Below are 15526 nucleotides of genomic sequence, written 5' to 3'. Positions count from 1 at the left end.
GATGGCTCCTTAAATTCCGTCGCGTTCCAGTGGGCAGCTCATGCAGCGCGCGCCGCCGCGACCGCGTCCCAGCTCGTCGCCGGGGATCGGCAGCACGGTAATGCCCGCTTTGTCGTACTTCTCGTTGGTCCAGACGTTACGCTCGTAGCCGATCACCACGCCCGGGCGGATGGTCAGAACGTTGTTGGCGTCGTTCCACTGCTCGCGTTCGGCTTCAAAGGCGTCGCCACCGGTGGTGATGAGGCGGATCTGGTTAATGCCGAGGGCTTTCTCGATGGCGTGCAGCAGGTCGGTTTCCTGGGTGCGCAGCAGGCCGCCGCGTCCGTCCGGGGTGAGCGTCCAGCACTGGGCGTCTTTGCGCACCACTTCCGGATAGACGGAGAAGGTGTCCACATCGATGTGGGTCATCACCGTGTCGAGGTGCATGCAGGAGCGGTGTTTTGGCAGCTCAACGGCAATCACGCGTTCGGCCTGACGGTGTTTAAACAGGCTGTTGGCGAGGAACTCCACGCCCTGCGGCGTCGTGCGCTCGGACATGCCGATCAATACCGCCCCGCGGCCAATCACCAGTACGTCGCCGCCTTCTAAGGTGGCGTGGTCATAATTAATATTCTCGTCGCCGAAATACTTAATAAAATCGCCGTCGGCAAATGCCGGGTGCCAGCGATATATCGCGCGCAGATTGTTGGTTTCACGCTGGCGGGCGGGTTTCGCCATCGGGTTAATGGACACGCCGTTATAAATCCAGCAGGAGGTATCGCGGGTAAATAAGTGGTTCGGCAGCGGCTTCATAATAAAATCATTCGCCGTGTGGGTATCCACTACCATATTTTTAATGGCTGCCGGAATTTCGCCGTAAGTTAATCCCCCGCTTAATCGCCGCGCCAGTTCACGGTGCGGCATATCCGCCAGCCAGCCGCGCACGTCGCCGGCAAAGGTTGGCCCGAGGCGATAATCGGAGATTTGCGTTTCAAGAAGCCAGGCTTTCGCTTCTGCAATATCAAGCGTTTGCGTGAGAAGGTCGGTCAACAGCAGGACTTCCACACCCTGCTCGCGCAGCGTGTTGGCGAAGATGTCATGCTCTTCACCCGCCCGTTCAACCGACAGTACATCATCAAATAACAGTTCCTGACAGTTTGAGGGGGTTAACCGCTTCAGGCTTAAATTAGGGCGGTGCAGCATAACGCTACGCAATTGACCAATTTCAGAACCGACGTAATGCTTTTCCATAATTATTCCTTTAACTGTTTTTCAGAATAAAAAGGGCATGCGCCATGTGATGTGTTTAATTACATGGCGGCTAAGCTCAATTGATTTCGTGATTTATAGTAGGCAGTTAAATAATCCGTAATGTGATATTGCTCACGCGAAAATGGATATTAACGAGTTTGTTTTCATTTGCATGATTCGCATCAGATAATGATTAATTTCATATTATTGGGAGTTGAATAGCTAAGCAGGATCCGGTGGCATTATTTGAGGTTGTTATTATTTTGTAGAATTATACATTTTGTAATTATTGGTTATCCATTTGATTTTTAACGATTAAATGAAATGGAAAGAATGTCTATGCAATAATGATAATTAACTATTTTTGACTTAAGGAAAATCCATAAATAATTATGGGCTTATAACGGAAATTATCAAAGTCGTAAAATGTGATACGGCAGCGGGTTTTGTTATTAAGCTCTTTATTTCAGTGGGTTATGTGAGAACTTTAGCGCGCTCGAAATGAGGTTATGCATAACCGCTGCATAATTGCCTGGGCAGGATTAACAGCGGGTTAACACCTTTCCCAATAAACATGCGCTCGCGCAAACCTCGTCCAAAAAGGGCTGGTATGGCAGCCTAGATTCTCGTATAAAAGGTAAAAATGAAACATTGTTTTATATTGAGGGTTGAAACATGATTATTGGAAACATTCACCATCTGCAGTCCTGGCTGCCTGACGCGCTGCGCCAGGCCATTGAGCACGTTAAAGCCCACGTCACCGACGCCACACCGCTCGGCAAGCACGACATCAACGGTAACAGCCTGTTTTATCTGGTGTCAGAAGACATGGCCCAGCCGTTCGCCGAGCGCCGCGCCGAGTACCACGCGCGTTATCTGGATATCCAGATTGTGCTGAAGGGGCAGGAAGGGATGACGTTCAGCACCCTGCCGCACGGCACGCCGGACACCGACTGGCTGGCGGATAAAGACATCGCGTTCCTGCCGGAAGGCGAGCAGGAGAAAACCGTGGTGCTGAGCGAAGGGGATTTTGTGGTGTTCTGGCCGGGTGAAGTGCATAAGCCGCTGTGCGCGGTGGGGGAGCCTGCTAAGGTCAGAAAAGTGGTTGTTAAAATGCTGGTGGAGTAATTTCCCCTCACCCTAACCCTCTCCCTGTGGGAGATGGTTAGGGCACCAGACCGCACCCACGCATAATGTGATCCAGCTTAAACTTCCCGCACTCCCTCCTCATCTCCCATTTACCTCCCCTTTTTCTGCGTCATAGTATGATCGTTAAATTAATGAACGCTGTTCTATAATGTAGAACAAAATGATTCAACAAGGAGATCTTATGCCGCAGTCCGCGTTGTTCACGGGAATCATTCCCCCTGTCTCCACCATTTTTACCGCCGACGGCCAGCTTGATGAGCAGGGCACCGCCGCGCTGATCGACGATCTCATCAAAGCAGGCGTTGACGGCCTGTTCTTCCTGGGCAGCGGCGGCGAGTTCTCCCAGCTCAGCGCCGAAGAGCGTAAAACCATTGCCCGCTTTGCTATCGATCATGTCGATGGTCGTGTGCCGGTGCTGATCGGCACCGGCGGCACCAACGCCCGGGAAACCATTGAACTCAGCCAGCACGCGCAGCAGGCGGGCGCGGACGGCATCGTGGTGATCAACCCCTACTACTGGAAGGTGTCGGAAGCGAACCTGATCCGCTATTTCGAGCAGGTGGCCGACAGCGTCACGCTGCCGGTGATGCTCTATAACTTCCCGGCGCTGACCGGGCAGGATCTGACTCCGGCGCTGGTGAAAACCCTGGCCGATTCGCGCAGCAATATTATCGGCATCAAAGACACCATCGACTCCGTCGCCCACCTGCGCAGCATGATCCTCACCGTTAAAGCCGCTCATCCGCACTTCACCGTGCTGTGCGGCTACGACGATCATCTGTTTAATACCCTGCTGCTCGGCGGCGACGGGGCGATTTCGGCCAGCGGCAACTTTGCCCCGCAGGTGTCGGTGAATCTTCTGAAAGCCTGGCGGGATAAAGACGTGGCGAAAGCGGCTGAGTATCATCAGACCCTGCTGCAAATCCCGCTGATGTATCAGCTGGATACGCCGTTTGTGAACGTCATTAAAGAGGCGATCGTGCTTTGTGGTCGTCCTGTCTCCACGCACGTGCTGCCGCCCGCCACGCCGCTGGACGAGCCGCGTAAGGCGCAGCTGAAAACCCTGCTGCAACAGCTCAAGCTCTGCTGAGCCGGACGATAACGATGACCATTGAGAAAATTTTCACCCCACAGGACGATGCGTTTTATGCGGTGATCACCCACGCGGCGGGGCCGCAGGGCGCGCTGCCGCTGACCCCGCAGATGCTGATGGAATCCCCCAGCGGCAACCTGTTCGGCATGACGCAGAACGCCGGGATGGGCTGGGACGCCAACAAGCTGACCGGCAAAGAGGTGCTGATTATCGGTACCCAGGGCGGTATTCGCGCCGGAGATGGACGCCCGGTTGCGCTGGGCTACCACACCGGACACTGGGAAATCGGCATGCAGATGCAGGCGGCGGCGAAGGAGATCACCCGCAACGGCGGGATCCCGTTTGCGGCCTTCGTCAGCGATCCGTGCGACGGGCGCTCGCAGGGCACGCACGGCATGTTCGACTCCCTGCCGTATCGTAACGACGCGGCGATCGTGTTTCGCCGTCTGATCCGCTCCCTGCCCACGCGCCGGGCGGTGATCGGCGTGGCCACCTGCGATAAAGGGCTACCCGCCACCATGATCGCGCTGGCCTCCATGCACGACCTGCCGACCATTCTGGTGCCGGGCGGGGCGACGCTGCCGCCGACCGTGGGGGAAGATGCGGGCAAGGTGCAGACCATCGGCGCGCGCTTTGCCAACCACGAGCTCTCATTACAGGAGGCTGCCGAGCTCGGCTGTCGCGCCTGCGCGTCGCCGGGCGGCGGGTGTCAGTTCCTCGGCACGGCGGGCACCTCGCAGGTGGTGGCGGAAGCGCTGGGGCTGGCGTTGCCGCACTCCGCGCTGGCGCCGTCCGGGCAGGCGGTGTGGCTGGAGATCGCCCGCCAGTCGGCGCGGGCGGTGAGCGAGCTGGATAACCGCGGCATCACCACGCGCGATATCCTCACCGATAAAGCCATCGAAAACGCCATGGTGATCCACGCGGCGTTCGGCGGTTCCACGAACTTACTGCTGCACATTCCGGCCATCGCCCACGCGGCGGGCTGCACTATTCCGGACGTAGAGCACTGGACGCGCATCAACCGTAAGGTGCCGCGCCTGGTGAGCGTGCTGCCCAACGGCCCGGACTACCACCCGACCGTGCGGGCGTTTCTCGCAGGCGGCGTGCCGGAAGTGATGCTCCACCTGCGCGATCTCGGCCTGCTGCATCTGGACGCCATCACCGTCACCGGCCAGACGGTGGGCGAGAACCTCGACTGGTGGCAGACGTCCGAGCGCCGTAAGCGCTTCCGCCAGTGCCTGCGCGAGCAGGACGGCGTGGAGCCGGATGACGTGATCCTGCCGCCGGAGAAAGCCAAAGCGAAAGGGCTGACCTCGACGGTCTGCTTCCCGACGGGCAACATCGCGCCGGAAGGTTCGGTGATCAAGGCCACGGCGATCGACCCGTCGGTGGTGGATGACGATGGCGTTTACCGCCACACCGGCCGGGTGCGGGTGTTTGTCTCGGAAGCGCAGGCGATCAAGGCCATCAAGCGGGAAGAGATTGCGCAGGGGGATATCATGGTGGTGATCGGCGGCGGCCCGTCCGGCACCGGTATGGAAGAGACCTACCAGCTTACCTCCGCGCTGAAGCATATCTCGTGGGGCAAAACGGTGTCGTTAATCACCGATGCGCGCTTCTCGGGCGTGTCGACGGGCGCCTGCTTCGGGCACGTGTCGCCGGAGGCGCTGGCGGGCGGACCGATTGGCAAGCTGCGCGACAACGACATCATCGAGATTGCCGTGGACCGACTGACCCTTACGGGCAGCGTGAACTTTATCGGCACCGCGGATAACCCGCTGACGCCGGAGGAGGGTGCGCGCGAGCTGGCGCTGCGGCAGACGCACCCGGACCTGCACGCCCACGACTTTTTGCCGGACGATACCCGGCTGTGGGCGGCATTGCAGTCGGTGAGCGGCGGCACCTGGAAAGGCTGTATTTATGACACCGATAAAATTATCGAGGTAATTAACGCCGGTAAAAAATCGCTCGGCATTTAATTATTTTTCACGCGATTGTCGTCTATGGAATATATTCCGTGGGCGGCTTTTTCGTATCTGTAATTTGTTAATTTAAACAATATGTTGCGATATATCGTTGGCGTCACAAAAGCAAAATAACGTAATTCAGAAATAAGATATGACCATTGCTGGTTAATTGAACAGCTCATTACACTCCATTAACACGATGTTGTAATTCAGCACACTAAATAAGGGTGTAATTCTGATGACGCAATTAACCATGAAAGACAAAATTGGCTACGGGCTGGGTGACACCGCCTGCGGCTTTGTCTGGCAGGCTACCATGTTCCTGCTGGCCTATTTCTACACCGACGTGTTTGGTCTCTCCGCGGGCATTATGGGCACGCTGTTTTTAGTCTCCCGCGTGCTCGACGCCGTGACCGACCCGCTGATGGGGCTGCTGGTAGACCGCACCCGCACGCGGCACGGTCAGTTCCGCCCGTTCCTGCTGTGGGGCGCCATCCCGTTTGGCATCGTCTGCATGCTGACCTTCTACACGCCGGACTTCTCCGCGCAGGGCAAAATCATCTACGCCTGCGCGACCTACATTCTCCTGACCCTGGTCTACACCTTCGTTAACGTGCCCTACTGCGCCATGCCCGGCGTCATCACCGCCGACCCGAAAGAGCGCCACGCCCTTCAGTCCTGGCGTTTCTTCCTCGCCGCGGCGGGCTCGCTCGCCATCAGCGGCATCGCGCTGCCGCTGGTCAGCATCATCGGCAAGGGGGATGAGCAGGTGGGCTATTTCGGCGCCATGTGCGTGCTGGGGCTGACCGGCGTGGTGCTGCTCTACGTCTGCTTCTTCACCACCAAAGAGCGCTACACCTTTGAGGTGCAGCCGGGTTCGTCGGTGGCGAAAGATCTCAGGCTGCTGCTCGGCAACGGCCAGTGGCGCATCATGTGCGCGTTCAAGATGATGGCGACCTGCTCCAACGTGGTGCGCGGCGGGGCGACGCTCTACTTCGTGAAATACGTGATGGATCACCCGGAGATGGCGACCCAGTTTTTACTTTACGGCAGCCTCGCCACCATGTTCGGCTCGCTCTGCTCGTCCCGCCTGCTGGGCCGCTTCGACCGCGTCACCGCCTTCAAGTGGATCATCGTCGCTTACTCGCTCATCAGCCTGCTGATTTTCTTTACGCCAGCAGAGCATATTGCCCTGATTTTCGCCCTCAACATCCTGTTCCTGTTCGTCTTTAACACCACCACGCCGCTACAGTGGCTGATGGCCTCCGACGTGGTGGATTACGAGGAGAGCCGCAGCGGACGTCGCCTCGACGGGCTGGTGTTCTCCACTTACCTGTTCAGCCTGAAGATTGGTCTGGCGATTGGCGGGGCGGTGATGGGCTGGATCCTGGCCTGGGTGAACTACTCCGCCAGCAGCAGCGTGCAGCCGGTTGAGGTGCTCACCACCATCAAAATTCTGTTCTGCGTGGTGCCGGTGGTGCTCTACGCGGGCATGTTCATCATGCTGTCGTTCTACAAGCTCACCGACGACCGCGTGGAGGCCATCAGCCAGCAGCTGATCAAACACCGCGCGGCGCAGGGCGAGGCCGTTCCCGACGCCGCGACAGCCGCATCCCATTAACCGGAGGCAACATGGAAATCACTAACCCGATCCTGACCGGCTTCAACCCGGACCCGTCCCTCTGCCGTCAGGGCGAGGACTACTACATCGCCACCTCGACCTTCGAGTGGTTCCCGGGCGTGCGCATCTACCACTCCCGCGACCTGAAAAACTGGTCGCTGGTCAGCACGCCGCTGGACCGCGTGTCGATGCTGGACATGAAGGGCAATCCGGACTCCGGCGGCATCTGGGCGCCTTGCCTGAGCTACGCCGACGGCAAATTCTGGCTGCTCTATACCGACGTGAAGATTGTCGACTCGCCGTGGAAAAATGGCCGCAACTTCCTCGTCACCGCGCCGTCCATTGAGGGGCCGTGGAGCGAGCCGATCCCGATGGGCAACGGCGGGTTTGACCCATCCCTGTTCCACGACGACGATGGGCGTAAATACTACCTCTACCGTCCGTGGGGGCCGCGACACCATAGCAACCCGCACAACACCATTGTGATGCAGGAGTTTGACCCGCAGACCGGCACGCTCTCGCCCGAGCGCAAAACGCTGTTTACCGGCACGCCGCTCTGCTACACCGAAGGGGCGCATCTTTATCGCCACGCGGGCTGGTACTACCTGATGGTTGCCGAAGGCGGCACCAGCTACGAGCACGCGGTCGTGGTACTGCGTTCCAAAAATATCGACGGGCCGTACGAGCTGCACCCGGACGTAACGATGATGACCAGCTGGCACCTGCCGGAGAACCCGCTGCAAAAGAGCGGCCACGGCTCGCTGCTGCAGACCCACACCGGAGAATGGTATATGGCCTACCTCACCAGCCGCCCGCTGCGCCTGCCCGGCGTGCCGCTGCTGGCCTCCGGCGGGCGCGGCTACTGCCCGCTGGGGCGCGAGACCGGCATCGCCCGCATTGCTTGGCGCGACGGCTGGCCGTACGTGGAAGGCGGCAAGCACGCGCAGCTGACGGTGAAAGGCCCGCAGGTGGTGGAACAGCCCGCAGCCGCTCAGGGTAACTGGCGGGAGGATTTCGACGGCAGCACGCTTGACCCGGAACTGCAGACCCTGCGCATTCCGTTCGACGACACCCTCGGCTCGCTCACCGCGCGCCCGGGCTTCTTACGGCTCTACGGCAACGACTCGCTCAACTCGACCTTCACCCAGTCGACCGTGGCGCGCCGCTGGCAGCACTTCACCTTCCGGGCCGAGACGCGGATGCAGTTCTCGCCGATCCACTTCCAGCAGAGCGCCGGGCTGACCTGCTACTACAACAGCAAAAACTGGAGCTACTGCTTTGTGGATTACGAGGAGGGGCAGGGGAGAACCATCAAGGTGATCCAGCTCGACCACAACGTACCGTCGTGGCCGCTGCACGAGCAGCCCATTCCGGTGCCGGAACATGCGGAGAGTGTCTGGCTGCGGGTGGACGTGGATACGCTGGTCTACCGCTACAGCTACTCGTTCGACGGCGAGACGTGGCACGCCGTGCCGGTGACCTATGAAGCGTGGAAGCTGTCGGATGACTACATCGGCGGGCGCGGCTTCTTTACCGGCGCGTTTGTAGGGCTGCACTGCGAGGACATCAGCGGCGACGGCTGTCACGCGGACTTCGACTACTTCACCTACGAGCCGGTATAGCCCAGCGCGCGTGACAGCTCGAGCCCGGCCTGCTGAAGCTCCTCGCGGAAGCGGGCCAGCTCGGCATCATCCACGCGGGAGGTCAGCGTCGACAGGCTCAGGGCGGCAATCACGCGGGATTCGTGGTTCCACACCGGCACTGCCACGCAGCGCACGCCCTGCTCGTTCTCTTCGCTGTCCAGGGCGTAGCCCTGCTCGCGGGTCTGCGCCAGGGCGGCCATTAACGCTTCGCGGGAGGCGAGGGTAGCGGGTGTAAAGGTGGTGTACTGATAGCCCTCCAGCAGGGCGTTCAGCTCGGCCTCGCCCAGCCAGGCAATCAACACCTTGCCGATGGCGGTGGCGTGCACCGGCAGGCGGCGGCCAATGCGCGAATAGGCGATGGCGGCCAGCTTGCCTTCAATCTTCTCGATATAGACCCCTTCACGCCCGTCCAGGATCCCCAGATGGGTGGTCTGCCCGGTCCGCTGCGACAGCTCCGTCAGCCAGCCTTTCGCCTTCTGGCGGATATCGATTGAGCCCACGACAAAATGACCGCGCTCGACCAGCTTCATGCCGAGGCGATATTTGCCGTTTTCCGGATTCTGATCGATATAGCCGTGAAGCTGGAGGGTTTTCAGCAGCGAGTGGAGGGTGCTCTTGCTCAGCCCCATCAGTTTGCTGATGTCGGTGATCTTAAGCTCGGTGGCCTGCTCGTTGAACAGGTCGAGGATCTGCAACGCACGTTCAACAGACTGAATAATCGGCATAATGCTGGCATGTCCACGCTGGAATGAAGGCGAAAACGTACCTTTTTCGGGGTGAAAAATCAATGAAGTGGAGCCGGTTTGCCCGGCGGCGCTTCGCTTGCACGGGCCTACGGGTTTTGTAGGCCGGATAAGCGCTGTGTCACCCGGCAGGAAGATCGCACCGATCCAATATCATGTCAGTACGTTGTTTGGCTCAGTTCGGTATAGTCAGGTTTCTTGAAAATTCAACAGCAGAAACCGACTGCACCTTCCATAAGTTGTTTTCTTTAACCATGCAGTCTATGACTACGTGGTCCTGCTTTTTACCGAATGCAATGTATACGTTGACACAGACTGGATCGGTATCCCCGGCTATGGCTGTTACATTCTGCGGCCAATCATCGCCGACGTATTGCGCTTTTAAAAATATATCAGCCTCGTAAAAGTCTTCGTCTGCATAGCGAGGATCCTGCGCGTGACGGAGTTTTTTCATTGTTGATGCTGTGACATATTTATCTATTTCGTTTCCATCAGTGATGGGAAATACGTCTTTGTTGATTTGTTTTACGTACCAGCTGTTAAATTTTACAGCACGCTCAATCGGATCAGAATGGCCAGCCATTGCAGAAAAAGAGAATATGAAGAGAAGCAGTAAGATATTTTTCATATCAATAGTGCCTGTAAAGGGTGATTTTGGGCTGTATCTTCCGATATGTCTGGCCGGGATAAAGGCTATTCTGTTTAAAGTCTGAATACCAGGTACCCGATCCGTCGTAGATACAAGCATGCCCGTTCTGATGCGCTCCAGGTAATGCGTCAATGACTGCAACATCACCCTCAATAGGGGTGCCATACACTTTACTGAATCCTGCCTTCTCAAGAGAACGCCAGAAGTTTTTTGCATCAGCGCCATCAATCTTCAGTCCTCCGGCGCGGATAGCTGCAGCAACGGCGCGGGCGCAGTAACCCGTACTGTTATGATGTGCGTGGCTGCGGGCATACGACACAGCTTCATGCTTATTCCATGACATAAATAATCCTTATTAACGAAATGCAGCAATAAGGAAATATTACGCCGATAATATACGGTATTTTGTAATTGATAATGGCCTGATATTAACCATTATCTACTCAGTAAATAATGGTTAATAAAAATATAAATATCTATTATGGTTAATGCCTGGCTGAGAAAGCGGCAGTAAAAATATTTTTCTGCCAGGCCATAACGCTATTGTCGTTTTTAGGGTTTTCTCCCTCTCCCTGTGGGAGAGGGCCGGGGTGAGGGCACCAGCGCGCAGAGGACCCAATCACTCCCCAAGCGTCGCCACCATCACCGCCTTAATCGTATGCATCCGGTTTTCAGCCTGATCGAACACGATGCTCGCCGCCGACTCAAACACCGCGTCCGTCACCTCCATCCCGCCGTGCAGGTCGAACTCCTTCGCCATCTGCTTGCCGAGCGTGGTCTGGTCGTCATGGAACGCGGGCAGACAGTGCAGGAACTTCACGTTCGGATTGCCGGTCAGCGCCATCATCTGCGCGTTCACCTGATACCCCCGCAGCAGCGCAATCCGCTCCGCCCACTTCTCTTTGGCTTCGCCCATCGACACCCAGACGTCGGTATAGATAAAGTCCGCGCCCTTCACGCCCGCCGCCACGTCTTCCGTCAGGGTGATTTTGCCGCCGTGCTTCTCCGCCAGCGCGCTGCACTCCGCCACCAGGCTCTCTTCCGGCCAGCAGGCCTTCGGGGCCACCAGGCGCAGATCCAGCCCGGTCAGCGCCGCCGCTTCCAGCATCGAGTTGCCCATGTTGTTGCGCGCGTCGCCCGCGTAGACCAGCGTCATCTCGTTAAAGGCCTTGCCCGGCAGGTGCTCCTGCATGGTCAGCAGGTCCGCCAGCAGCTGGGTTGGGTGGAACTCGTTGGTCAGCCCGTTCCACACCGGCACGCCCGCATACTGCGCCAGCGTTTCGACGACTTCCTGGCCGTGGCCGCGATACTGAATGCCGTCGTACATCCGCCCGAGCACGCGCGCGGTGTCCTTAATTGACTCTTTATGCCCAATCTGGCTGCCGCTCGGCCCTAAATAGGTGACGCGTGCGCCCTGGTCAAATGCGGCAACTTCGAAAGAGCAACGGGTACGGGTCGAGTCTTTTTCGAAGATGAGCGCGATATTTTTACCGGTAAGTTTCTGTACTTCCTTGCCCTTTTTTTTATCGGCCTTGAGCTGTGCGGCAAGGGTCAGCAGAGAAGTGAACTGTGCAGGGGTAAAGTCGAGCAATTTCAGAAAGTGTTTCTTGTACAGATCAGACATTTTATCCTCACATGGCGAACGCCACTTATTGAATTAAAATTCACTTTATATGTGTAATTATTCATTTGCAACCCCGTTTCACAAATCTTTCCAACAAAGGTGGAGGCAAACCCGTCCGTGTGTGAAAATAGAAGTATCTGCCGCACTTTAAAGAGGATTGAGCCATGGCAAACCCGGAATTACTGGAAGAGCAACGCGAAGAGACGCGTCTGATTATTGAAGAACTGCTGGAAGACGGTAGCGATCCGGACGCGCTGTACACCATCGAGCACCATTTCTCTGCGGATGATTTCGACGCGCTGGAAAAAATGGCCGTAGAAGCCTTCAAGCTGGGTTACGAAGTGACCGAGCCGGAAGAGCTGGAAGTGGTAGAGGGCGACACCGTCATTTGCTGCGACATCCTGAGCGAAGGCGCGCTGAAGGCGGAGCTGATCGACGCGCAGGTAGAACAACTGATGAACCTGGCCGAGAAGTTTGAAGTGGAGTACGACGGCTGGGGAACCTACTTCGAAGATCCGAACGGTGAAGACGGCGAAGAAGGCGACGACGAAGATTACGTCGACGAAGACGACGACGGCGTGCGTCACTAAGTGATTCAGGCGGTGGCGCGCGCCACCGCTTTTTTCAAGGCAGAACCATGGATTACCCGCAGATACTCGCCCCCGTACTCAACTTCCTCCAGTGCCCGACCCCGCAAGCATGGATTGATAAAGCCCGCGACCCGTCGAACCTGTCGCTGCTGCTCACCGACCACATGGTGTGCGAGCTCAAGGCCGCCCAGACCGCGCTGCTGCTGGTGCGTAAATACGTCGCCGACGAAAGCGGTGCCGACGCGCTGCTCGAGTGGCTCAAACCCTACGAACAGTTCACCTTTCGCGACGGCCCGGAGCCGGACTTCATCGCCCTGCACAGGCAGATTGGCAAAAGCGTAATGCCCAAAACCGACGACCCGTGGGGCCAGGCGCTCATCGACAGCATGGTGCTGCTGATTAAAGAGGAGCTGCACCACTTCTGGCAAGTGCGCGAGGCGATGCTGGCCCGCGACATTCCGTACGTCAAAATCACCGCCAGCCGCTACGCCAAAGGGATGCTGAAGGAAGTGCGCACCCACGAACCGCTGACGCTGATCGACAAGCTCATCTGCGGCGCCTACATCGAAGCCCGCTCCTGCGAACGCTTCGCCGCGCTGGCCCCGTTCCTCGACGACGATTTGCAGAAGTTCTATCTCTCGCTGCTGCGCTCGGAAGCGCGCCACTATCAGGACTATCTGACGCTGGCCCAGCAGGTAAGCGACGACGATATCTCACCGCGCATACAGCTTTTTGGCGAAATTGAAGCCACACTTATCTCGACACCGGACCACGAGTTTCGCTTCCACAGCGGCGTGCCGGTGTAAACCGGCATAACGCAAGGATAAGGATGCGAGATGAAAAAAACGTGGATCAGTACGGTCATTGTTATTGTCGCGGCTGCCGCCGTGGCGTTCTGGGTCTTCTTCGACAGGCAGCGCGCTCCGGAAGCGCAAATTGATACCGCCCTTAACGCGATGCCCGCCTGGCAGGTGATCAAGGAGCAGGAGCCTGTGCTGCATCAGCGCATCCTCGACCAGATGGCCGTCCTGCAAAAGGCCGGCGAGCCGGAGCAGCACATTATCGACACCATCCAGCCGCAGATCCTGCATTTGCAGATGACGCGCCTGCAAAACGCCCCGGACGCCAACGTGGTGAACTACATGACCATCAACATGGAGCAGACCGCCGCCATCCAGAAGGTGAGCGACGACGCCTGCTTCCGCTTCCTCTACCCGATGGTGAAGGGCGGCATCAACCCGATGCGCATGCTGGATAAAGACCTGATGGCGCGGCGCATGCAGGCCGACGCCGACATGATGCGCGCGGCCTACGGCAAAAACCGCCACACCGTGACGCAGGCCGAGCGCGAGGCGGCTGTCGAGGATGTGCGGCCGATTATGAAGGAACTTGCCGATAAGTACGGCGAGGACATCCAGCTGTTGCAGATGCCGGAGAAGGCGGCGGGCAAAGAGAAGCTCTCCTGCGATATGGTGCAGGAGATGTGGGCGAAGGTGCTGGCGCTGCCGGAGCAGAAGGCGGCGAGGGTGATTCGGCTGGCGGTGTCTGAGCTGGACTGACGGTAGCGCTGGTTTTTTGGGCACTTAGCGCGGGTTTCGCGCGTCGTCGCTTGCATGGCGGCGCGCGACGGGTATAATCCACAACGTTTCCGCATCCCCTTCAGTGCCGAAGTGGCGAAATCGGTAGACGCAGTTGATTCAAAATCAACCGTAGAAATACGTGCCGGTTCGAGTCCGGCCTTCGGCACCATCGGAACATCAATAGACGTCAACAGACGTCTTTTTTTGTGCCTGAAATCCAGTATCAGCAAGGCTTTCCTCGCTTTTTCATTCAACCTAAGTCAACCTGATTCAATCTACATCAACTTACTGATGCGGGTACAACTGCGGGTATATTCCGGTTCGATAATGTTTGTACCCACACAGAACCCTTGAAAGGATACTCATCATGGCTCTGAGTGATGTGAAGGTTCGTTCGGCTAAGCCTGAAGCAAAAGCCTATAAACTCACTGACGGCGACGGTATGGTTTTGCTGGTTCACCCGAATGGCTCAAAATACTGGCGGCTGCGTTATCGTTTTGGCGGTAAAGAAAAGATGCTGGCTTTAGGGAAATACCCCGAGGTTTCGCTGGCGGATGCCAGGGCTCGTCGCGATGAAGCCCGTAAGCTGTTAGCTAACGGCGTCGATCCTAGTGAGAACAAGAAAGCCGTCAAAGTCGAGCAGGAACAAGAGGCGATAACGTTTGAAGTGGTTGCCAGAGACTGGCATGCCAGCAACCAGAAATGGTCGGCATCGCATAGCGCTCGTGTATTGAAAAGCCTGGAAGATAATCTCTTCGCTGCTATCGGTAAGCGGAACATTGCTGAGTTGAAGACACGGGATTTGCTTGTGCCCATTAAAGCGGTGGAATCATCCGGGCGACTCGAAGTTGCGGCTCGTTTGCAACAGCGAACTACCGCGATTATGCGCTTTGCTGTGCAGAGCGGTTTAATCGACTACAACCCTGCACAAGAAATTGCCGGTGCGGTTGCCACGGCGAAAAGACAGCATCGTGCTGCATTAGAACTTAACCGCATTCCTGAATTACTTCATCGCATTGATCACTATTCTGGTAGACCGTTAACCCGACTGGCGGTTGAACTCACTTTGTTGGTTTTCATCCGTTCAAGCGAGCTGCGTTTTGCCCGCTGGTCAGAAGTCGATTTTGAAACGGCCATGTGGACGATCCCGGGTGAGCGTGAACCGCTGGAAGGTGTTAAGCATTCTCAGCGTGGTTCAAAGATGCGGACGCCCCATCTTGTTCCCTTATCGCGTCAGGTCTTAGCTATTCTGGAAAAGATCAAAAGCATGAACGGGAACCGAGAGCTGATTTTTGTGGGCGATCATGATCCCCGTAAACCGATGAGTGAAAACACGGTAAACAAGGCTCTGCGAGTGATGGGCTATGACACGAAAACGGAAGTATGTGGGCATGGTTTCAGGGCTATGGCGTGTAGCTCGTTAATCGAGTCGGGATTGTGGTCGAGGGATGCGGTCGAGCGGCAGATGAGTCACCAAGAACGTAACTCTGTGCGGGCGGCATATATCCATAAGGCCGAGCACTTAGGGGAGCGCAGGCTGATGCTGCAGTGGTGGGCTGATTTTCTGGATGCAAATAGAGGAAAAACTATCTCACCTTTTGATTATGCCAAAGTGAATAATCCCTTTAAGTAATCAT

General features: G+C 57.1%; 15 protein-coding genes and 1 tRNA gene. 10 read left to right on the top strand and 6 right to left on the bottom strand.

The genetic code is table 11. The features are described from left to right. Nucleotides 1-9: 9 nt before the first annotated feature. A complete protein-coding gene (gene arcA, locus A6013_RS12485) occupies nt 10-1230 on the bottom strand; it encodes an arginine deiminase (protein ID WP_069733175.1) in 1221 nt (406 codons plus the stop codon). Nucleotides 1231-1905: 675 nt separating this feature from the next. Here arcA and A6013_RS12480 point away from each other — a divergent pair. The 5 genes from A6013_RS12480 (at nt 1906) to A6013_RS12460 (ending at nt 8682) form a co-directional block, all read left to right on the top strand. Beyond that, entirely contained in the window at nt 1906-2358 is a 453-nt protein-coding gene (locus tag A6013_RS12480; RefSeq protein ID WP_045259600.1) for a YhcH/YjgK/YiaL family protein, read from the top strand. A 202-nt stretch (nt 2359-2560) separates the two neighbouring features. Further along, on the top strand, nt 2561-3469 hold the full coding sequence (gene yagE / locus A6013_RS12475) for a 2-keto-3-deoxygluconate aldolase (RefSeq protein WP_069733174.1): 909 nt from the start codon (nt 2561-2563) through the stop codon (nt 3467-3469). 14 nt (nt 3470-3483) lie between these two features. Continuing rightward, on the top strand, nt 3484-5451 hold the full coding sequence (yagF, locus tag A6013_RS12470; RefSeq protein WP_069733173.1) for a xylonate dehydratase YagF: 1968 nt from the start codon (nt 3484-3486) through the stop codon (nt 5449-5451). A gap of 226 nt (nt 5452-5677) precedes the next feature. Then, entirely contained in the window at nt 5678-7060 is a 1383-nt protein-coding gene (locus A6013_RS12465; protein ID WP_069733172.1) for an MFS transporter, read from the top strand. 11 nt (nt 7061-7071) lie between these two features. After that, nucleotides 7072-8682: a glycoside hydrolase family 43 protein gene (locus A6013_RS12460; RefSeq protein WP_069733171.1), complete on the top strand. Its 1611-nt coding sequence runs from the start codon at nt 7072-7074 to the stop codon at nt 8680-8682. Here A6013_RS12460 and xynR read toward each other — a convergent pair. The 5 genes from xynR to A6013_RS27375 all read right to left on the bottom strand — a co-directional run bounded on the left by xynR (nt 8667) and on the right by A6013_RS27375 (nt 11784). Further along, on the bottom strand, nt 8667-9428 hold the full coding sequence (xynR, locus tag A6013_RS12455; RefSeq protein WP_063154889.1) for a DNA-binding transcriptional repressor XynR: 762 nt from the start codon (nt 9426-9428) through the stop codon (nt 8667-8669). The genes A6013_RS12460 and xynR overlap by 16 nt on opposite strands. A gap of 193 nt (nt 9429-9621) precedes the next feature. Beyond that, nucleotides 9622-10074, bottom strand: coding sequence for a DUF3828 domain-containing protein (locus A6013_RS12450; protein WP_069733170.1), 453 nt, complete (start codon nt 10072-10074; stop codon nt 9622-9624). Between the two features lies 1 nt (nt 10075). Further along, on the bottom strand, nt 10076-10438 hold the full coding sequence (locus A6013_RS12445; protein WP_033144509.1) for a hypothetical protein: 363 nt from the start codon (nt 10436-10438) through the stop codon (nt 10076-10078). Nucleotides 10439-10714: 276 nt separating this feature from the next. After that, entirely contained in the window at nt 10715-11719 is a 1005-nt protein-coding gene (argF, locus tag A6013_RS12440; RefSeq protein ID WP_069733169.1) for an ornithine carbamoyltransferase, read from the bottom strand. After that, nucleotides 11689-11784, bottom strand: a complete 96-nt coding sequence (locus tag A6013_RS27375) for a hypothetical protein (RefSeq protein ID WP_213014347.1) — start codon at nt 11782-11784, stop codon at nt 11689-11691. The genes argF and A6013_RS27375 overlap by 31 nt, the downstream gene beginning before the upstream one ends. A gap of 99 nt (nt 11785-11883) precedes the next feature. Here A6013_RS27375 and rraB point away from each other — a divergent pair, with 99 nt between their 5' ends. The 5 genes from rraB (at nt 11884) to A6013_RS12415 (ending at nt 15522) form a co-directional block, all read left to right on the top strand. Next, nucleotides 11884-12309 carry a ribonuclease E inhibitor RraB gene (gene rraB, locus A6013_RS12435; RefSeq protein WP_069733168.1) on the top strand — a complete coding sequence of 142 codons (426 nt, stop codon included), beginning with the start codon at nt 11884-11886 and terminating at the stop codon, nt 12307-12309. A gap of 47 nt (nt 12310-12356) precedes the next feature. Beyond that, entirely contained in the window at nt 12357-13115 is a 759-nt protein-coding gene (gene miaE / locus A6013_RS12430) for a tRNA isopentenyl-2-thiomethyl-A-37 hydroxylase MiaE (RefSeq protein ID WP_069733167.1), read from the top strand. A 30-nt stretch (nt 13116-13145) separates the two neighbouring features. Then, nucleotides 13146-13868: a topoisomerase II gene (locus A6013_RS12425; RefSeq protein WP_069733166.1), complete on the top strand. Its 723-nt coding sequence runs from the start codon at nt 13146-13148 to the stop codon at nt 13866-13868. A 105-nt stretch (nt 13869-13973) separates the two neighbouring features. Further along, nucleotides 13974-14058: transfer RNA gene (locus A6013_RS12420), tRNA-Leu, on the top strand. 198 nt (nt 14059-14256) lie between these two features. After that, nucleotides 14257-15522, top strand: a complete 1266-nt coding sequence (locus A6013_RS12415; RefSeq protein ID WP_069733165.1) for an integrase arm-type DNA-binding domain-containing protein — start codon at nt 14257-14259, stop codon at nt 15520-15522. Nucleotides 15523-15526: the final 4 nt, after the last annotated feature.

The sequence above is a fragment of the Enterobacter sp. IF2SW-B1 genome (assembly GCF_001743375.1).
GTDB classification, from domain to species: Bacteria; Pseudomonadota; Gammaproteobacteria; order Enterobacterales; family Enterobacteriaceae; genus Enterobacter; species Enterobacter bugandensis.
The sequence above is the reverse complement of the archived record's forward strand: the minus strand, read 5'-3'. Positions and strand labels throughout refer to the sequence as shown.

Excerpts from the sequence above, each read along its gene's own strand:
- yagF (WP_069733173.1), top strand. The coding sequence starts at position 3,484 with ATGACCATTGAGAAAATTTTCACCCCACAGGACGATGCGTTTTATGCG.
- A6013_RS12460 (WP_069733171.1), top strand. The coding sequence starts at position 7,072 with ATGGAAATCACTAACCCGATCCTGACCGGCTTCAACCCGGACCCGTCC.
- A6013_RS12445 (WP_033144509.1), bottom strand. The coding sequence starts at position 10,438 with ATGTCATGGAATAAGCATGAAGCTGTGTCGTATGCCCGCAGCCACGCA.
- A6013_RS12415 (WP_069733165.1), top strand. The coding sequence starts at position 14,257 with ATGGCTCTGAGTGATGTGAAGGTTCGTTCGGCTAAGCCTGAAGCAAAA.
- A6013_RS12425 (WP_069733166.1), top strand. The coding sequence starts at position 13,146 with ATGAAAAAAACGTGGATCAGTACGGTCATTGTTATTGTCGCGGCTGCC.
- rraB (WP_069733168.1), top strand. The coding sequence starts at position 11,884 with ATGGCAAACCCGGAATTACTGGAAGAGCAACGCGAAGAGACGCGTCTG.
- argF (WP_069733169.1), bottom strand. The coding sequence starts at position 11,719 with ATGTCTGATCTGTACAAGAAACACTTTCTGAAATTGCTCGACTTTACC.
- A6013_RS12480 (WP_045259600.1), top strand. The coding sequence starts at position 1,906 with ATGATTATTGGAAACATTCACCATCTGCAGTCCTGGCTGCCTGACGCG.
- yagE (WP_069733174.1), top strand. The coding sequence starts at position 2,561 with ATGCCGCAGTCCGCGTTGTTCACGGGAATCATTCCCCCTGTCTCCACC.
- xynR (WP_063154889.1), bottom strand. The coding sequence starts at position 9,428 with ATGCCGATTATTCAGTCTGTTGAACGTGCGTTGCAGATCCTCGACCTG.
- miaE (WP_069733167.1), top strand. The coding sequence starts at position 12,357 with ATGGATTACCCGCAGATACTCGCCCCCGTACTCAACTTCCTCCAGTGC.
- A6013_RS27375 (WP_213014347.1), bottom strand. The coding sequence starts at position 11,784 with ATGAATAATTACACATATAAAGTGAATTTTAATTCAATAAGTGGCGTT.
- arcA (WP_069733175.1), bottom strand. The coding sequence starts at position 1,230 with ATGGAAAAGCATTACGTCGGTTCTGAAATTGGTCAATTGCGTAGCGTT.
- A6013_RS12465 (WP_069733172.1), top strand. The coding sequence starts at position 5,678 with ATGACGCAATTAACCATGAAAGACAAAATTGGCTACGGGCTGGGTGAC.
- A6013_RS12450 (WP_069733170.1), bottom strand. The coding sequence starts at position 10,074 with ATGAAAAATATCTTACTGCTTCTCTTCATATTCTCTTTTTCTGCAATG.